The sequence below is a fragment of the Streptomyces sp. NPDC104307 genome, from assembly GCF_055584045.1.
In genome coordinates, this window is sequence record NZ_JBVJMU010000014.1 from 59,065 (window position 1) to 73,553 (window position 14,489).

At 71.8% G+C, this 14,489-nt stretch carries 14 protein-coding genes; 10 read left to right on the forward strand and 4 right to left on the reverse strand.

Annotation, left to right across the window (positions count from 1 at the left end; all coding sequences use genetic code 11):
• Window positions 1–26: 26 nt before the first annotated feature.
• Genes ACZ601_RS28630 through ACZ601_RS28640 form a run of 3 tightly spaced genes read left to right on the forward strand, consistent with a single transcriptional unit; the run spans window position 27 to window position 4,055 of the window.
• Window positions 27–1,010, forward strand: coding sequence for an ABC transporter permease (locus ACZ601_RS28630; protein WP_469543282.1), 984 nt, complete (start codon window positions 27–29; stop codon window positions 1,008–1,010).
• A 40-nt stretch (window positions 1,011–1,050) separates the two neighbouring features.
• Window positions 1,051–2,007 carry an ABC transporter permease gene (locus ACZ601_RS28635; RefSeq protein WP_440576938.1) on the forward strand — a complete coding sequence of 319 codons (957 nt, stop codon included), beginning with the start codon at window positions 1,051–1,053 and terminating at the stop codon, window positions 2,005–2,007.
• Window positions 2,004–4,055, forward strand: coding sequence for an ABC transporter ATP-binding protein (locus ACZ601_RS28640; RefSeq protein WP_469543284.1), 2,052 nt, complete (start codon window positions 2,004–2,006; stop codon window positions 4,053–4,055). Before ACZ601_RS28635 ends, ACZ601_RS28640 begins: the two co-directional genes overlap by 4 nt.
• 65 nt (window positions 4,056–4,120) lie before the next feature.
• On the opposite strand, the gene ACZ601_RS28645 is transcribed toward ACZ601_RS28640, so the two are convergent.
• From ACZ601_RS28645 to ACZ601_RS28660, 4 genes are all read right to left on the reverse strand, one after another.
• A complete protein-coding gene (locus ACZ601_RS28645; protein ID WP_384130565.1) occupies window positions 4,121–4,444 on the reverse strand; it encodes a DMT family transporter in 324 nt (107 codons plus the stop codon).
• A 107-nt stretch (window positions 4,445–4,551) separates the two neighbouring features.
• Window positions 4,552–5,568 (reverse strand): ribosome small subunit-dependent GTPase A, encoded by a 1,017-nt coding sequence (gene rsgA / locus ACZ601_RS28650; RefSeq protein ID WP_440576940.1) that lies wholly within the window; start codon window positions 5,566–5,568, stop codon window positions 4,552–4,554.
• A gap of 3 nt (window positions 5,569–5,571) precedes the next feature.
• Window positions 5,572–6,912, reverse strand: coding sequence for a 3-phosphoshikimate 1-carboxyvinyltransferase (gene aroA / locus ACZ601_RS28655; RefSeq protein ID WP_440576941.1), 1,341 nt, complete (start codon window positions 6,910–6,912; stop codon window positions 5,572–5,574).
• 90 nt (window positions 6,913–7,002) lie between these two features.
• Entirely contained in the window at window positions 7,003–7,716 is a 714-nt protein-coding gene (locus ACZ601_RS28660) for a M50 family metallopeptidase (protein WP_440576942.1), read from the reverse strand.
• A gap of 65 nt (window positions 7,717–7,781) precedes the next feature.
• Here ACZ601_RS28660 and ACZ601_RS28665 point away from each other — a divergent pair, with 65 nt between their 5' ends.
• From ACZ601_RS28665 to ACZ601_RS28695, 7 genes are all read left to right on the forward strand, one after another.
• Window positions 7,782–8,597 (forward strand): SOS response-associated peptidase, encoded by an 816-nt coding sequence (locus ACZ601_RS28665; RefSeq protein ID WP_469543287.1) that lies wholly within the window; start codon window positions 7,782–7,784, stop codon window positions 8,595–8,597.
• Between the two features lie 111 nt (window positions 8,598–8,708).
• Window positions 8,709–9,359, forward strand: a complete 651-nt coding sequence (locus ACZ601_RS28670; protein WP_440576944.1) for an alpha/beta hydrolase family protein — start codon at window positions 8,709–8,711, stop codon at window positions 9,357–9,359.
• A 273-nt stretch (window positions 9,360–9,632) separates the two neighbouring features.
• Window positions 9,633–10,289 carry a sigma-70 family RNA polymerase sigma factor gene (locus ACZ601_RS28675; protein WP_018105559.1) on the forward strand — a complete coding sequence of 219 codons (657 nt, stop codon included), beginning with the start codon at window positions 9,633–9,635 and terminating at the stop codon, window positions 10,287–10,289.
• Window positions 10,286–10,606 (forward strand): mycothiol system anti-sigma-R factor, encoded by a 321-nt coding sequence (rsrA, locus tag ACZ601_RS28680; protein ID WP_440576945.1) that lies wholly within the window; start codon window positions 10,286–10,288, stop codon window positions 10,604–10,606. The genes ACZ601_RS28675 and rsrA overlap by 4 nt, the downstream gene beginning before the upstream one ends.
• Before the next feature lie 146 nt (window positions 10,607–10,752).
• On the forward strand, window positions 10,753–12,165 hold the full coding sequence (locus ACZ601_RS28685) for an HD-GYP domain-containing protein (RefSeq protein ID WP_469543292.1): 1,413 nt from the start codon (window positions 10,753–10,755) through the stop codon (window positions 12,163–12,165).
• Window positions 12,166–12,179: 14 nt separating this feature from the next.
• On the forward strand, window positions 12,180–13,397 hold the full coding sequence (locus ACZ601_RS28690; protein WP_469543540.1) for an HD-GYP domain-containing protein: 1,218 nt from the start codon (window positions 12,180–12,182) through the stop codon (window positions 13,395–13,397).
• A 90-nt stretch (window positions 13,398–13,487) separates the two neighbouring features.
• A complete protein-coding gene (locus ACZ601_RS28695; protein ID WP_328695642.1) occupies window positions 13,488–14,480 on the forward strand; it encodes a tetratricopeptide repeat protein in 993 nt (330 codons plus the stop codon).
• The last annotated feature ends 9 nt before the right edge of the window (window positions 14,481–14,489 follow it).

Consider the following 14,489-nt stretch of genomic DNA (forward strand, 5'->3'; position numbering starts at 1 on the left):
AACGCCCCAGCAAAGGACCAACACCAGTGGCCGCGTTCCTGGCCAAGCGACTCGCCTACTACGTAGTCCTGTTGCTGGCCGCCGTCTGTCTCTCGTACCTGCTGGCCTCACTGGCGCTCGATCCGCGCGCGTACTACGAGGGGCGGCAACCGCCCCTGTCGCAGGTCTCCGTCGACCACCACCTCACCGCACTCGGGGTCAACGACCACCAGCCGGTGCTCTCCCGCTTCACCACCTGGGCCGGGCAGGTGGCCCACGGGGACCTCGGGCGGACGATCGACGGCACCTCGGTGGGGGAGGAGTTCGGGCGCCGGATCGGGGTCAGCCTGCGGCTGCTGCTGCTCGGCACCGTGTTCGGGACCGTGATCGGCGTGCTCGCGGGCGCCTGGACGGCCATCCGTCAGTACCGGCTCTCCGACCGGCTGACCACCGTGGTCTCGTTCGTCCTCCTGTCGACGCCCGTGTTCCTGCTGGCCGTTCTGCTGAAGATCGGGGCCATCTGGTTCAACCAGCGCACCGGCACCGACGTCATCAAGTTCACCGGCGAGAAGAGCCCCGGAGTGGACTCCGGGTTCTGGACCGTGCTCAAGGACCGGTCGGTGCACCTGCTGCTGCCGACCGTCTCCATCGCACTCGGCACCATCGCGAGCTACAGCCGCTACCAGCGCTCCACCATGCTCGACGTCCTCGGCTCCGACTATCTGCGCACCGCCCAGGCCAAGGGACTCACCCGCAACGCCGCCCTGTTCAAGCACGGCCTGCGCACCGCCCTCATCCCCATGTCGACGTACTTCAGCTACGGATTCCTGGCCCTGTTCACCGGCGCCACCTTCACCGAGACGATCTTCGGCTGGCACGGGATGGGCGAATGGTTCGTCTCGTCCGTCGGCAAGAACGACGTCAACTCCGTCGTCGCCGTCAATGTGTTCGCCGCCGTGATGGTCCTGCTGTCCGGCTTCCTCGCGGATGTTCTGCACGCCGCGCTCGACCCGCGCATCCGGAACGCCTGAACACCCTCCCGAGGAGTACGAACAGAGGAGTACGACCGTCATGACCGCTGTCATAGAGACCGCCGCCGACGCCGCCGCCGGGGGCGTCGAGCCGCCGCGCCCGGCCGGACGGGCCGGCGTGGTGCTGCGCCGTTTCGTACACAACCGAGGGGCGCTCGCCGGAGGCGCCGTACTGCTGCTGCTCTTCGTGCTCGCCTTCGCCGGACCGCTGATCAGCCACTGGGACTACAGCCACATCGACTACACCGCGCTGCGCGAAGGACCGGACGGCCGGCACTGGTGGGGGACCAACCGGATCGGCCAGGACGTCTTCGCCCAGACGGTCCGCGGACTCCAGAAGTCGCTGCTGATCGGCCTGATGGTGGCGTTGTTCTCGACCGTGCTGGCCTCCCTGGCCGGTGCCTGCGCGGGCTACTTCGGCGGCTGGACGGACCGGCTGCTGATGTTCGGCATCGACCTGCTGCTGGTCTTCCCGGCCTTCCTGATCATCGCGATCATCTCGCCCCGGCTGCGAGGCGGTGGCTGGATCGCCTTCGTCGGGCTGCTCGCCGTCTTCGGCTGGATGATCACCGCACGGGTGGTGCGCTCGATGACGCTCTCCCTCAAGGAACGCGAATTCGTCCAGGCGGCCCGGTACATGGGCGTCGGTCCCTTCCGCGTCATCTGGCGGCACATCCTGCCGAACGTCGCCTCCTTCCTCATCATCGACGCGACCATCGCGGTGGGCGGAGCGGTGATGAGCGAGACGGCGCTCTCCTACTTCGGCTTCGGGGTGCAGTCGCCCGATGTGTCGCTCGGCACCCTGATCGCCTCCACGACCGGCGGCGCGGTGACGTACCCGTGGATGTTCTTCTTCCCCGCCGGGCTGCTCATCGTCTTCGTCCTCGCCGTGAATCTGGCCGGCGACGGACTGCGCGACGCGCTCGACCCGACCAGCGGACACGGCGCCACCCCCACCGCGAAGAAGAAGAGCAAGAAAGAGGAGAAGGGCCGATGAGCACGACCGACGTACTGGAAGTGACCGACCTCGCCGTCGACTTCGGCGGTGTGGCGGCCGTGCGCGGTGTCGGCTTCACCCTGCGCCGGGGCGAAGTACTCGGCCTGGTGGGGGAGTCGGGCTCGGGGAAGTCGGCCACCGCGCTGGCCGTGATGGGGCTGCTGCCGTCCGGCGCGGGCGTACGGGGATCCGTCCGGCTCACGGCCGGCGGCGACGGGAGCGGGACGACCGAGCTCATCGGTGCCGACGACCGCGTGCTCTCTTCGGTACGCGGCAACCGCATCGGCATGGTCTTCCAGGACCCGCTCTCCGCCTTCACCCCCGTGTACCGGATCGGCGACCAGATCGCCGAGGCCATCCGCGCCCACCGCGCCGTCTCCCGCGAACGCGCCCGCGCCGAAGCCGTGGACCTGCTGGACCTCGTCGGCATACCCGAACCCCGGACCCGGGCGCAGGCCTTCCCCCACGAGTTCTCCGGCGGCATGCGGCAGCGGGCCATGATCGCGATGGCCATCGCCAACGACCCGGACGTCATCGTCGCCGACGAGCCGACGACCGCCCTCGACGTCACCGTCCAGGCCCAGGTCCTGGACGTCCTGCGCACCGCCCAGCACGAGACCGGCGCCGCGCTGCTGCTGGTCAGCCACGACCTCGGGGTGATCGCCGGGGTGGCCGACCGGGTCGCGGTGATGTACGCAGGGCGCATCGTGGAGACCGCACCGGCGGCGGAGCTCTTCCGGCGCCCCCGGATGCCGTACACCCTCGGGCTGATCGGTGCGGTGCCGAGGATCGACGGCCCGTCCGACGTGCTGGTCCCCATCCCGGGCTCCCCGCCCGCGGCGGGCCGGCTGCCGCGGGGCTGCGCCTTCGCGCCGCGCTGCCCGCTGGCCGAGGACCGCTGCACGGCCGCAGAACCGCCGCTGGCCGCAGGCGCGGGCGGCGCGCACCTCGCCGCCTGCGTACGCGCAGAGGAGATCGCCGGCCGCGAGCTCTCCCCGGCCGAGGTCTTCCCCGTGCCGGCGATCCCGGCCCGCTCCCGGCCGCCCGGCGACCCGGTCCTGCGCGTCACCGGGCTCACCAAGACCTTCCCCGTCCTCAAGGGCACCGCCTTCAAGCGGCGCGTCGGCAGCATCCACGCCGTGGACGGCGTCGACCTCGACATCCGGGCCGGTGAGACGCTCGCCCTGGTCGGTGAATCCGGTTCGGGGAAATCCACCACCCTGTTCGAACTGCTGAACCTCGTGCGCCCGGAGGGAGGCGAGATCGAGCTGTTCGGACGCTCGCTCGACGGACTCTCCAAGCGCGACCGCAGAGCACTGCGCAGCCGTGTCCAGATCGTCTTCCAGGACCCCATGGCCAGCCTCGACCCCCGGATGACGGTCGGGGACATCGTCGCCGAACCCCTGCGCGCCCAGCGCGCAGACCGGGCCACCGTGGCACGGCGGATCCCCGGACTGCTCAGGCAGGTGGGCCTCGAACCGGAGCACGCGGGGCGGTTCCCGCACGAGTTCTCGGGCGGACAGCGCCAGCGCGTCGGGATCGCCCGCGCGCTCTCCGTCGAACCCGAACTCCTGGTGCTGGACGAGCCGGTGTCGGCGCTCGACGTGTCCGTGCAGGCCGGGGTGATCAACCTGCTCCAGCGGCTCAAGGCCGAACTGGGGCTCGCCTATCTCTTCGTCTCGCACGATCTGTCGGTGGTGCGGCACATCGCGGACCGGGTGAGCGTGGTCTACCTCGGCCGTACGGTCGAGTCGGGCACCGCGGCGGAGGTCTTCGGGCAGCCTGCACACCCGTACACCCGTGCCCTGCTGTCGGCCGTGCCGCTGCCCGACCCGGAGCGTGAGCGCCGGCGGACCAGGATCCTGCTGCCGGGCGACCCGCCGAGTCCGGCCCAGCGGCACGAGGGCTGCCGATTCCGCTCGCGCTGCCCGGTCTACGCGGAGCTGGACGGGCAGCAGCGCGGGCGCTGCGAGAGCGAGGTGCCGGTCACAGACCGGACGGGCCACACGGCCGCGTGCCACTTCCCCCGGAAGACCGTGCCGGCCTGAGCCGAGGAGGGGGCAGTGCGAGGGCCCGGAGGGCTGAGGTCAGTGAGAGACCTGGAGAGCTGAGGTCAGTGCGAGGACCCCGAGAGCTGGAGACCGATCACGCCGAGGATCACCAGGGAGATCGAGATCAGCTTGAGCGTGGAGACCACGTCGTCGAGGAAGATCATGCCGTAGATGGCGGTGCCGGCGGCCCCGATGCCGGTCCACACCGCGTAGGCGGGCCCGACGTCGAGCTTCTTCAGCGACATGGTCAGCAGACCGAAGCTGCCGAGCGCGAAGATACAGAACGCGATGGTCGGCCAGAGCCGGGTGAAGCCGTGCGAGAGCTTCAGACAGACGGCGAAGCCCGTCTCCAGAAGTCCCGCGACCACGACCAGCAGCCACGCCATCGTCAGTGTCCCTCCCGCATCGGTGACCGCCTCGGACGCCCTCATCCGCCGGGCGTGATTCGTGATTATGCACTTACCGGTGGCGAGTGATCGCAAACGTGCCCGGATCAGTCGCCTTCGCGTCGCTCCCGGGTGGAGAGCAGCCGGCGCAGTGAGTCCAGCCGGGCCGGATCGGCGTGCCCCGCCGCCACCCAGGCGTCCAGCGCGCATTCCGGTTGCTGGCTGTCGTGGGTACAGCCGCGCGGGCACTCCTCGGTGCCGGGCTGGAGGTCGGGGAAGGCGTTGATGACCCGGGACGGGTCGATGTGGTGCAGTCCGAAGGAGCGGACGCCGGGGGTGTCGATGACCCAGCCCCGGTAGTCCGGCAGCGGGAGCGCCAGCGCGGAGGTGGTGGTGTGGCGGCCGCGCCCGGTGACCGCGTTGACGACCCCGGTGGTACGCCGTCTGTCCTTCGGTACCAGGGCGTTGACCAGCGTCGTCTTTCCGACACCGGAGTGCCCGACGAAGGCCGTCACCCGGTCGTTCAGCTGCTCGCGGACCCGCTCCGCCGCGTCGCCGTTCGCCAGCTCCTCGCGGTTGGTGACGATGAACGGCACGCCCAGCGGGGTGTACGCCTCCAGCAGCTTGTCCGGGGAGGCGAGGTCGGACTTGGTCAGCACCAGGAGGGGCGAGAGCCCGCCGTCGTAGGCGGCGACCAGACAGCGGTCGATCATGCGCGGACGGGGTTCCGGATCGGCCAGCGCGGTGACGATCGCGAGCTGGTCGGCGTTGGCGACCACCACCCGTTCGAAGGGATCGTCGTCGTCAGCCGTCCGGCGCAGTACCGAGCGGCGTTCACCGATCCGGACGATCCGGGCGAGGGTGTCCTTGTCGCCGGACAGGTCACCGACGATGGAGACGGTGTCGCCCACCACGGCGGCCTTGCGGCCCAGCTCACGGGCCTTCATCGCGATGACCGTGCGGCCCTCGACGAGACAGGTGAGGCGGCCTCTGTCGACGGTGAGGACCATGCCGTCCTCGGCGTCCTCGTGCTTGGGACGGGTATGCGTACGGGGCCGGTTTCCCTTGCGATTGGGGCGGACCCGGATGTCGTCCTCGTCGGGGTTCTTGCCGTAGCGGCGCATGTCTCAGGCCCCGAGCATTCCGGTCCACATCTGCGGGAAGTCGGGCAGGGTCTTGGCGGTTGTCGCCACGTTCTCGATCTCCACTCCGGGGACGGCGAGGCCGATGACGGCCCCGGCGGTGGCCATCCGGTGGTCGTCGTACGTATGGAAGGTACCGCCGTGCAGCGGCCTCGGCCGGATGTGGAGGCCGTCAGCGGTCTCGGTGACGTCACCGCCCAGCTCGTTGATCTCCTTGGTGAGCGCGGCGAGCCGGTCCGTCTCGTGCAGCCGCAGATGGGCCACTCCGCTCAGGGTGGAGGGGGAGTCGGCCAGGGCCGCGACCGCCGCGATGCCCGGGGTCAGCTCGCCGACCTCGCCGAGGTCGACGTCGATGCCGTGGATCCGGCCGGAGCCGGTGAAGGTGAGCCCCTGCTCGGTCAGCTCGCAGCTGCCGCCCATCGCGGTGAAGATCTCGCGCAGCGCGTCACCGGGCTGCGTGGTGCGCCGCGGCCAGTCCGGCACGGTGACCCGGCCGCCGGTGACCAGCGCGGCGGCCAGGAACGGCTGGGCGTTGGAGAGGTCCGGCTCGATCGTCAGGTCGCGGCCGAGCAGGGCGGAGGGGGAGACCCGCCAGACGTTCGGCTCGCCGCCCGTCTCCGGCTCGTCGACCTGGGCGCCGACCGCCCGCAGCATGTCGACGGTCATCCGGATGTGCGGCATGGACGGGAGCCGGGCGCCGGTGTGGCGCACCTCCACGCCCTGGTTGAAGCGTGGCGCCGACAGCAGCAGCGCCGAGACGAACTGGGAGGACGAGGACGCGTCGATCGCGACGGGCCCGCCGTCCAGCGCGCCGCCACCGTGCACCGTCATCGGCAGCGAACCGCGGCCGTCGTCGTCGATCCTGGCGCCCAGCACCCGCAGGGCGTCGATCACCCCGGTCAGCGGGCGTTCGTAGGAGCGCGGGTCGCCGTCGAAGCGGACCGGGCCGTCCGCGAGGGCCGCCACCGGGGGCAGGAAGCGCATGACCGTACCGGCGTTGCCGACGTCGACGGTGACCGGGCCGTGCAGACCCGCCGGGATGACCCGCCAGGCCTCGCCGGAGCCGTCCGGGCCGCCCGCGACCGATGAGCTGGAGGACACCGTCTCCTCGATGCCGACGCCCATCGCGCGCAGCGCGTCCGCCATCAGCAGGGTGTCGCGGGAGCGCAGCGGCCGGCGCAGCCAGCCGGGCTCGGAGGACAGCGCGGCCAGCACCAGGGCGCGGTTGGTGACCGACTTCGATCCGGGCACGGTGACGGTCGCGTCGACGGCTCCGCTCGCGTGAGGGGCGGGCCAGAGGGCGGGGTGCACGGAACTTTCGGTCATGGGCTTACTTTAATGGCTCTCCGCAAACCCGGATCTTGATCAAATACGCGGAAACCGGGACGTAACGCGAGGATGGTAAAGGGACCGGGATCACAGGCCCAGCAGCCAGCGCCCGCCGCCGATCAGTGAGCAGAGCGACACGGCGTGGAACAGGAACAGCCACAGCACGGCCGGTACGTCCGTCAGCCGGGACAGCTGGTCCGCGTCCGAGTCCGGCGCACCGCCGTGCCGCCGCTTCGACTGGAGCTCGAATGCCGGACGCACCCCGCCCAGCAGCAGGAACCAGACCGCGCTGTACGCGAACAGCGACTGCCAGTCGGGTGAGGCCAGCCACGACATCAGCAGGAAGAGCGAACCGGTGAAGATCACCGTCAGTGCCCCGTACACATTGCGGATCATCACCAGCATCACCGCGAGCAGCGCCGTGGCCACCCAGAGGAGCAGCGTGATCCGGCCGTTGGCCAGCAGCCAGGCGCCCCCGAGCCCGAGCAGCGGCGGCGCGGTGTAGCCCGCCGCCGCGGTGAGGACCATGCCGATGCCGGTCGGCTTGCCCCGGCTCACCGTCAGCCCGCTGGTGTCCGAGTGCAGCCGGATGCCCGACAGCTGACGCCCGCTGAGCAGCGCGATCAGCCCGTGACCGCCCTCGTGGGCGATGGTGATCGCGTTGCGGGTCAGCCGCCATATGACGTTCGGCACGACAGCGACGAGCGCGGCCGTGGCGGTCACCACGACCAGCCACTGCTCGGGGGCCGGCTGGGTGCCGAAGACGCGGTCCCAGAGATTGCCGAGATCGGTGCTGTCCATGGCGCGGGCGGCTCCTTGCGGTATTGACGTCCGGTCGGGACGACGGTCGTGGCAGTCTGGCACTTATGTGCGGACGGTATGCGGCGAGTCGGCGGCCCGAGGATCTGACCGGGCTTTTCCATGTGGAGAAGTGGGAACCGGCCGAGACACTGGAGCCCGACTACAACGTGGCGCCGACCAAGGAGGTCTACGCCGTACTGGAGCGTCCGGTGAAAGACGCGGATGACCAGCGTCCGGTTCGCCAGCTGCGCGCACTGAAATGGGGGCTCGTCCCCTCCTGGGCCAAATCGCCGGAGGGCGGCGCCCGGATGATCAACGCCCGCGCCGAGACCGTGCACGAGAAGCCGTCCTTCCGCCGCCCCTTCGTCTCGCGCCGCTGCATCCTGCCGGCCGACGGCTATTACGAGTGGGTGACCGGCAGCGAGGAGCGGCAGTTGGAGGAGAAGGGCCGCAAGAAGCGGCCGCGCAAGCAGCCGTACTTCGTGACCCCCGCCGACGGCTCTGTCTTCGCGATGGCCGGGCTCTACGAGTTCTGGCGCGACCGCACCCTGCCGGACGACCATCCGCAGGCCTGGTGGGTGACCTGTTCGGTGATCACCACGGAGGCCGAGACGAGCCCGCTCGCCGTCGCCCCGGCCGAGGGCCCCGCCGCGCTCGCCGACATCCACCCCCGGATGCCGCTGATGCTCACCCCGGACCGCTGGGACGACTGGCTGGACCCCTCCCGCACCGACGTGGAGGAGCTGCGCGGCCTGCTCACACCCCCGCCCGGCGGCCTGATGCGGGCCTATCCGGTGGCCACCGCCGTCAGCAACGTCCGCAACAACGGCCCCGAGCTGAAGGACGAGCTGGCCGCGCCCGAGGTCGGCACGCTCTTCTGAGGCACGCTGTTCCGGGCCTCGCTGTTCTGAGGCGCGCTCTTCCGCGCCTCAGAACAGCGTGCCTACGCGCCGGACCCCGGCCCGCCCGCCACAGGTTGGTTGGATGTGGGTGTGAACGCCACCGAGAAGGACCCCCGCACAGAGACGGTCGAGACCGAGGCCGGGACCGCCCGGATCAGCTGGCTGCCCGCGAGCGAGCCCCGTCTCCTGCTCGCCCTCGGCCACGGGGCCGGCGGCGGCATCGAGGCCCGGGACCTGCGGGCGCTCGCCGCCGTACTGCCCGCCCACGGAGTGAGCGTCGCTCTGGTGGAGCAGCCCTGGCGGGTGGCCGGGAAGAAGCTCGCGCCCGCCCCGAAGACCCTGGACACCGGTTGGCGCGGCCTGTGGCCGGTCCTGGCCGCCGCCGGGCTCCCGGTCGTCGCCGGCGGGCGCAGCGCCGGTGCCCGGGTGGCCTGCCGCACCGCGTCCGGGCTCGGCGCCCGCGCGGTCCTCGCGCTCAGCTTCCCGCTGCACCCCCCGGGCCGCCCGGAGAAGTCCCGCGCGGACGAGCTGCTGGCCTCCGGCCTGCCCACGCTCGTCGTCCAGGGCGGCAACGACCCGTTCGGCAGGCCCGCCGAATTCCCTCCGGGGGAGTACCGGATCACCGAGGTGCCGCACGGGGACCACGGCTTCGCCGTACCTAAGCGCTCCGGGGTGACCGAGGATCAGGCGATGGAGATCCTCACCTCCGCGGTGACCGGCTGGCTGGCCGGAATCGTGTGACGCGACACCCGGGAATGTTGGGCGAGGGGCCGCTGTTGTGCGGGATGTCGGTACACCAACGTCGTATGTGGAGAGGGAGTCCGTCGCATGGGTTCGACCATCTGCCCGCGTCGCACAGACGCCGCTGACCTGGAGTGGACGGTGCTGCATGCGGCCAAGACCACTCCCGAGCGCGCCCTGAGCGGATCGGATCGACAGCCCGCTCCGGACCAAGGTCGACTATTCTCCGATTCGAGCGGGTCCGGTTTCGGCTCCGCCACAGCGTTGGAGGAGGTGGGTCCGGTCACAGGGACCGACACAGGGACCGACGACGGCCGCCCGCAGGAGACGACCGCCGAGCGCAACGCGCGCTTCGAGCGCGATGCCCTCGGTTTCCTCGACCAGATGTACTCGGCCGCGCTGCGCATGACGCGCAACCCCGCGGACGCGGAGGACCTGGTCCAGGAGACGTACGCCAAGGCGTACGGCTCGTTCCACCAGTTCCGTGAGGGGACCAACCTCAAGGCGTGGATGTACCGCATCCTCACCAACACGTTCATCAACTCGTACCGCAAGAAGCAGCGTGAACCCCAGCGCAGTGCCGCCGAGGAGATCGAGGACTGGCAGCTGGCCCGTGCCGAGTCGCACATGTCGACCGGTCTGCGCTCAGCCGAGTCCCAGGCCCTCGACCACCTGCCCGACTCCGACGTGAAGTCCGCGCTGCAGGCGATCCCCGAAGAGTTCCGCATCGCGGTCTATCTTGCCGATGTCGAGGGCTTTGCCTACAAGGAGATCGCGGACATCATGGGGACACCCATCGGTACGGTGATGTCCCGACTGCACCGGGGCCGCCGTCAACTGCGCGGCATGCTGGAGGACTACGCCCGTGACCGCGGGCTCGTGCCGGCGGGCGCCGGTGAGTCGGACGATCGGAAAGGCTCGGGCTCATGAGCTGCGGAGAGCCGCACGAGACGGATTGCTCAGAGGTCCTTGACCACCTCTACGAGTTCCTCGACCGGGAGATGCCGGACAGCGACTGCACCAAGTTCGAGACGCACTTCGGTGAGTGCTCTCCCTGCCTGGAGAAGTACGGGCTCGAACAGGCCGTGAAGAAGCTGGTGAAGCGCTGCTGCGGTCAGGACGACGTACCGACCGACCTGCGCTCCAAGGTGATGGGGCGGATCGACCTGATCCGCTCCGGCCAGGCGGTGCCCGAGCAGGACGTGACGGTCTCCGACAGCGAGCAGACCGCCGCCGCCAAGGACTGACGCATCACCCGAACGTGCTAATCGCGGCCGTCCCCCCTGAGCCGCCGCCCCCAACTCGTTAGCCTGGCGCCTCCATTGGCGATGCCGGGACGCGCTCGCGAACCGGCGAGACCTTCGCGGAAGCGAACGGGGGGCGGGCGGATCGGGTGAGAGCCACACGCGGCGCGGCGCGGGCGTACATCCTGGCGGTCGCGCTCTGCGCCGCACTCTGCGTGCTGCCCGCCCTGCGTCCCGGCGCGGCCACCCCATGGACCACCCTCGCCCTGCTCACCGGGGTCTACCTGCTGTGCGAGCTCCCCGGGCGCTGCCCCTTCTTCGGCGGCTCCGTGCCGATCAGTGCCGGATCGTTCTTCCCGCTGCTCCTCGCGGCCGCCTTCCTGCTGCCGCCGGGAGCCGCGGCACTGGTCGCGATACCCGGCTCGTTCGCCGGCCGGGTGGAGCACCCCCCGGCCGCCGCCCGCCGCGTCTGGCGGGCGGCCCAGCTCGCCCTCACCGTCTGGGCGGCCTCCCAGGTCCACACCCTGCTCGGCGGGCCCGCCGCGCTCGGCGGCTCCGGAGCCGGGCGGCTGCCGGAGCTCCCGTACGCACTGCTGCCCGCCTGCGCCGCCGCCCTCGCCTTCAGCCTGGTGCTGAGCGCGCTGGACGGCTCGATCCTGGCCGCCGCCGAACAGCTGCCCGTCCGCCGCGCCTGGGCCGGGCTGCTGCCCCGCGCGCTCGGCCCGCACCTCGTGCACGGCCTCGCCGGACTGATGATGGCGGTCCTGTGGAACAGCTCGTACGGGCCGCTGGCCGCGCTCTTCGTCCTGCTGCCGATGTACATCTCCTGCTGGGTGTTCGCCCAGTACCACCGCGAGCACGCCGCGCACCGCGCCACGATCCGGGCCCTGGTGCAGGCCGTCGACATCAAGGACACCTACACCCGCGGCCACAGCGAGCGCGTGGGCCGCGCCTCCGTGCTGATCGCCGATGAGCTGGGCATGGCCAGGGACCGGGTCGAAGTGCTCCGGTTCGCCGGCATCCTGCACGACGTCGGCAAGCTCGGCGTGCCGACCCGGGTCCTGCGCAAGGACGGTCCGCTGACGCCGGAGGAGCGCCGGGTGATCGAGCTGCACCCGGAGTACGGGCACGAGATCGTGCGCGGCATCGGCTTCCTCGGCGAGGCGCGGTCGGCGATCCTGCACCACCACGAACGGCTCGACGGCAGCGGATACCCGTACGGGCTCACCGGCCGCGAGATCCCCGAGTTCGCCCGCGTGGTCGCGGTGGCCGACGCCTTCGACGCGATGACCTCCACCCGGTCCTACCGGCCGGGGCGTCCGGTGCCGGCCGCCGTGGAGGAGCTCAAGCGGTGCGCCGGCACCCAGTTCGACCCGCAGATGGTGCGGGCGCTGGCCCGCGGCCTGGAACGGCACGGATGGGTCTCGTCCGCCGTGACGGTGACGGGGGCGGAGGTACCGGGGGCGCGTGGCGAGGGGCGGGACATGGGCTCCGGGGCCGTCCCGGGGCCGGCTCTTCCGCCATCGCCGGACGGGCTCGACATCGGCGCGTCCGAGCGGTGAACGCCACCCCGGCCGTGCGCGCCGCCGCCCTCGCGCTCACCGCCGCCGCGCTCGCCCACACCCTCTGGTACGGGGTCCACGACCCCGGCCACGCCCTCGCCTTCGGCGTGCTCATCGCCATCGGTGAGCTGGCCCGCTGGGGCGCGCTCCCCGGGGAACGGGAGCCCGCGCCACTCGGCGCCGCCGGAGCCCTCGCGTACGCCCTGCTCGGGCGCAGCGGCGGGGAGCCCACCGGGCAGGGCGCCCTCCAGGTGATCGCCGTGCTCGTCGCGGCCCAGCTGGCCGCCTCCGTGCCCCATGTCGCCCGCGGCCGGGGGCCGGGCCCCGACCAGCTGGCCCGCCGCGTCCTGACCGTGGCCTTCGCGGCCGTGTGCTTCCAGCCGCTCTACAACTCCGGCCGGTCCGAGAGCTGGTTCGGCGACGGGCCGTACTACGCGGCCTTCCTGCTCCTGCTGCTCGGCCTCACCGCGCTGTGCGACGCCGTGCTCGGCGCCCTGCTGCTGCGGGCCGGCACCCCTCTCCCGTACGGCCCGCTGCTCCGCGACGAGCTGCGGGCCCTGCTGGGCATCGGCTCCGCGGTCTGCGCGACCGGGGCGGTCATGGCGCTCGGGGTCGCGGCGGCCGGGCTGTGGGCGCTGCCCGTCCTGTGCGTACCGCTGCTGCTCACCCAGCTGTCCTTCCGCCGCTTCGTCGCCGTGCGCACCACCTACCGGCAGACCATCGCCTCGCTCGCCCGTTCCACCGAGATCGCCGGATACACCCCGCACGGCCATGCCCGCAGGGTGGCGGCGCTCTGCACGGCCGTCGGCCGTGAGCTGGGGCTCTCCGGGCCCGAGCTCACGGTCCTGGAGTACGCGGCCCTGATGCACGACATCGGCCAGCTCTCGCTCGTGGACCCGGTCCCGGAGGGCGCCACCGCCACGCTGCCCGCCGCCGAGCAGCGCCGGATCGCCCTGCTCGGCGGGGCCGTGGTCCGCCAGACCGGGGTGGACGCGAGGGTCGCCGTCGTCGTCGAACAGCAGGCGGACCCCTTCCGCGAGCAGCCGCTGTCCGCCAGGATCGTCAGGGCGGTCAACGCGTACGACGACCTGTGCGGGGAAAGCGCGGGTGGGCCGCTCGGCGCGCTGGAACGGCTCAGGCTCGGGACCGCTCACGACTATCAGCCCCAGGTCGTGGAATCGCTCGCCCGGGTTCTGGCCAGGGGCGGTCTGACCCCCGTCCCACCTGGGTAACCCATGGGTAATGAGCGGGCGTCCGGTCGGGCATGGTTGGATGCGAAGAGAGCGGAAAACGAGGGTGTCCAGTCGGGACAGGCGGGAATCGTGAGGATCTTCGGGAAGGTACGGCATCGGCCCTCCGCCTCTTGGCGGCAGGCCACGGACCGCGCGTTCACGCTGATCGGCGACGGCCGGTACGAGGACGCGGGCGCGCTGCTGACGCGTGCGGCGGACCTGGAGCCCTGGCTCTCCGAGTCATGGTTCAACCTGGCGCTGCTGCACAAGTTCCGGCATGACTGGGAGCAGGCGCGGGCCGCCGGGCTGCGGGCCGTCGCGCTGCTCGACAAGGAGTCCGGCGCTCCCGACTGGTGGAACGTCGGGATCGCCGCCACCGCGCTGCAGGACTGGCCGCTGGCGCGCCGGGCCTGGCAGGCGTACGGGCTGCGGGTGCCCGGAGGCGGGCAGCAGACCCCCGCCTCCAACAGCGAGCCGGTCGGCATGGACCTGGGCAGTGCGGCCGTACGGCTGTCGCCGGAGGGTGAGGCCGAGGTCGTGTGGGGCCGCAGGCTGGATCCGGCGCGGATGGAAGTGCTGTCGATCCCGCTGCCGTCCTCCGGGCGGCGCTGGGGCGAGGTGGTGCTGCACGACGGGGTGCCGAACGGCGAGCGGATCACCGCGGCCGGGCCCTCGTACCCCGTGTTCGACGAGATAGAGCTGTGGGCGCCGTCCCCCGTGCCGACCTGGGTGGTGCTCCTCGAAGCCGCCACTGAGGCGGACCGGGACGCCCTGGAGCAGCTGGCCTCCGACGCCGGTTTCGCGGCGGAGGACTGGTCCTCGTCCGTCCGGCTGCTCTGCCGGGCCTGCTCGGAGAGCCGGATGGAGAGCGACGAGGGCGACGGCGAGCACCTCGACCCGCACGACCACAGCGAGCCGGGCCACCCCGGCCCGCTGGGCCACCGCACCGCCGGTGAGCTGTGGGTACCGGAGCGTGAGTGCGGCCTGGCGGCGCCCGCCGGACTGGTGCGCGGACTGCTGGACGGCTGGGTGGCGGACAGCCCGGACAGCCGGGAGTGGCGGGATCTGGAAGAGGTCTGCTGACCCGTACCC

Excerpts from the sequence above, each read along its gene's own strand:
- ACZ601_RS28635 (WP_440576938.1), top strand. The coding sequence starts at position 1,051 with ATGACCGCTGTCATAGAGACCGCCGCCGACGCCGCCGCCGGGGGCGTC.
- ACZ601_RS28640 (WP_469543284.1), top strand. The coding sequence starts at position 2,004 with ATGAGCACGACCGACGTACTGGAAGTGACCGACCTCGCCGTCGACTTC.
- ACZ601_RS28645 (WP_384130565.1), bottom strand. The coding sequence starts at position 4,444 with ATGGCGTGGCTGCTGGTCGTGGTCGCGGGACTTCTGGAGACGGGCTTC.
- rsgA (WP_440576940.1), bottom strand. The coding sequence starts at position 5,568 with ATGCGCCGCTACGGCAAGAACCCCGACGAGGACGACATCCGGGTCCGC.
- aroA (WP_440576941.1), bottom strand. The coding sequence starts at position 6,912 with ATGACCGAAAGTTCCGTGCACCCCGCCCTCTGGCCCGCCCCTCACGCG.
- ACZ601_RS28660 (WP_440576942.1), bottom strand. The coding sequence starts at position 7,716 with ATGGACAGCACCGATCTCGGCAATCTCTGGGACCGCGTCTTCGGCACC.
- ACZ601_RS28665 (WP_469543287.1), top strand. The coding sequence starts at position 7,782 with ATGTGCGGACGGTATGCGGCGAGTCGGCGGCCCGAGGATCTGACCGGG.
- rsrA (WP_440576945.1), top strand. The coding sequence starts at position 10,286 with ATGAGCTGCGGAGAGCCGCACGAGACGGATTGCTCAGAGGTCCTTGAC.